Origin of the sequence: Escherichia sp. WS1152 (genome assembly GCF_046487665.1) — a bacterium.
Classification (GTDB): Bacteria; Pseudomonadota; Gammaproteobacteria; order Enterobacterales; family Enterobacteriaceae; genus Escherichia; species Escherichia coli.
Map to the genome: position 1 here is coordinate 1 of NZ_JBJQJA010000050.1, position 2,316 is coordinate 2,316.

A 2,316-nucleotide genomic window follows, 5' to 3' on the forward strand; every position below is an offset into this window, starting at 1 on the left:
CACAGAATGATGTCACGCTGAAAATGCCGGCCTTTGAATGGGTTCATGTGCAGCTCCATCAGCAAAAGGGGATGATAAGTTTATCACCACCGACTATTTGCAACAGTGCCTGATGAACTGCTGACAGGCCATTTCCGGCTTTCCTGGATGGACAGGTTTCCGCCTTACCAGCCTAAGCCTGGCGCTGTGCTAAGCCCTACAGGAAAAGGCTATATTGACGACGAGGAAGATGATAGCGAACACGAACAGGAGGTGGAGGAAGGGCGCGACCCGGTTGAACTCGACGACGAGATCATAGAGGCCATGCGATTTGTAACCCCGCCGCCTGAAGCGCCGGTGAACAAAACAAACCGGGAAAAGTACAGCTGCCCGGTGTGTCATATCAATCTCTGGGGTAAACCGGGGATAGTGGTTTACTGTGGTGGCGAGCACTGTAATAAAGCCGCGTTAGTAGTCTTAAAATAAAGTCCTTTCGGACTTTATTTTTTTTCCATTTCGGAGGTCGTGATGTTATTAATGCTGTACTTCGCGGCTTCTTTTAAAACAGTTTCAGCAAGGCTTGCTGGTATCCAGACCTGAACTAATTTTAATGGTTCGCCGTTCTCGGCTTTAAGAGTGGTGTTCTGGTACAAATCCCAGATTCGCTTAACGGTGCTGGAAATGTTTTGCTTGGAACGGCCTACTCGCGTGGCTACGTCTGATGATTTCTCACCTTTGACAAGCACGGAATAGCCAATATCTGTTGTGATGTGTGCAAAGGAAGCCATTTGCGGCAGCAGCTGTTTCCATTCTGTTTCTGAAATTCTGTTTTTCTGAGCCATCTGTGGCGCCTCCGTAGTTTTGGTTACAGAAAGGATATACTCAGAATAAATAGGGGTCAATACAAGTACGATTTTTATAAACTTTATTTTATTTGAGGGTGAGGCCCGGTGCGGCAGCAGCGCGGGCCTCGATGGTGCCGCGAAGGTGCTGGCGCCATGCTTGGATTAAAACATGAACCGTGAAGAACTGCGAAACTTGTTTTCGCGGTTCTGAGGGGTTGACCGAGCCGCGAAGCGGCGCTGGTAAGCGATGATATGCACATATCCACAGGCATATTTTTAAAAGGTATTTTATAGATTTTTTATCTTTTTAAAGTCTTTTAGAGCTATATAACTCATTGATTTAAAATCATAAATAAGTGTTATCTCTGGGAATCCGCCCACCTTGTTATGGGAATTGGCCCACCTATCTATGGGAAACACCCCACCTTACTATGGGAATTAGCCCACCTTGTTATGGGAATTGGCCCACCTTAGACGAAACTGTAAAAAATGTATTTACTTGTTTGAACTTTGTGGTAGTGTGGAGAGTAATTTTTAACCCACAAAGGCAAGGCTCATGGATAAGTTGCTGAACAAAAAGATAAAAGTTAAGCAGTCTAACGAGCTTACCGAAGCTGCTTACTACCTCTCGCTAAAAGCAAAGCGCGTTCTCTGGTTATGTCTTATGCAGACGTATTTCACAGCTTCAGTAAGCGAAGATGATGATGAGATGGCTGTACTCGGTGACTCTACTTTCAAAGTAAAGGTGGCTGACTATCAGCAAATTTTTCAGGTAAGCCGTAACCAGGCTATCAAGGATGTTAAAGAAGGCGTGTTTGAGTTAAGCCGTTCTGCGGTAATCTTTTACCCGAAAGAAGGGAGTTTTGACTGCGTCGCGCGCCCCTGGCTAACAGAGGCTGGCAGCCGATCAGCTCGTGGTATCTGGGAAATCGAATTTAACCATAAACTCCTGCGGTACATTTACGGCCTGACGAACCAGTTCACCACCTACTCGCTCCGCGATTGTGGCAGTCTTCGAAATCCACGGACGATCCGCCTTTATGAAAGTCTTGCTCAATTCAAATCTTCAGGCTTATGGGTTACTACTCATGCTTGGTTAAATGACCGTTTCCTTTTGCCGGAATCCCAACAGAAGAACTTGGCAGAGTTGAAACGATCTTTCCTTGATCCTGCTCTCAAGCAGATAAATGAGAAAACACCTTTACTTGCTAAGTATAGTATTGATGATTCAGGAAAATTTCTGTTCTCAATAATTGATAAGCAAAATCCCGTCTGACATAAATCAGCACACATGAGCCTGTCATTTGACAAATTTTTGTCATGAAGATGGGCGAATTTCCACACAGCACCGGCGCCCGGCAAGGTGGGCGGATTCCCACACGGCACCGGCGCCCGGCAAGGTGGGCGGATTTCCACACAGCACCGGCGCCCGGCAAGGTGGGCGGATTCCCACACGGCACCGGCGCCCGGCAAGGTGGGCGGATTCCCACAC

At 47.0% G+C, this 2,316-nt stretch carries 2 protein-coding genes and 1 pseudogene; 2 read left to right on the plus strand and 1 reads right to left on the minus strand.

Annotation, left to right across the window (positions count from 1 at the left end; all coding sequences use genetic code 11):
• Nucleotides 1-93: 93 nt before the first annotated feature.
• Nucleotides 94-465, plus strand: a pseudogene (locus tag ACJHW7_RS25210) (sprT domain-containing protein); the annotation flags it as partial.
• 14 nt (nt 466-479) lie between these two features.
• Here the strand turns inward: ACJHW7_RS25210 and ardK are convergent.
• Nucleotides 480-821 carry an antirestriction protein ArdAB regulator ArdK gene (gene ardK / locus ACJHW7_RS25215; protein WP_000057569.1) on the minus strand — a complete coding sequence of 114 codons (342 nt, stop codon included), beginning with the start codon at nt 819-821 and terminating at the stop codon, nt 480-482.
• 559 nt (nt 822-1,380) lie between these two features.
• Here ardK and ACJHW7_RS25220 point away from each other — a divergent pair.
• Nucleotides 1,381-2,100, plus strand: a complete 720-nt coding sequence (locus tag ACJHW7_RS25220; protein WP_000359513.1) for a replication initiation protein — start codon at nt 1,381-1,383, stop codon at nt 2,098-2,100.
• Nucleotides 2,101-2,316: the final 216 nt, after the last annotated feature.

What these genes read in the sequence shown, in the direction of transcription:
- ACJHW7_RS25220 (WP_000359513.1), top strand. Translation starts at nt 1,381, where the DNA reads ATGGATAAGTTGCTGAACAAAAAGATAAAAGTTAAGCAGTCTAACGAG.
- ardK (WP_000057569.1), bottom strand. Translation starts at nt 821, where the DNA reads ATGGCTCAGAAAAACAGAATTTCAGAAACAGAATGGAAACAGCTGCTG.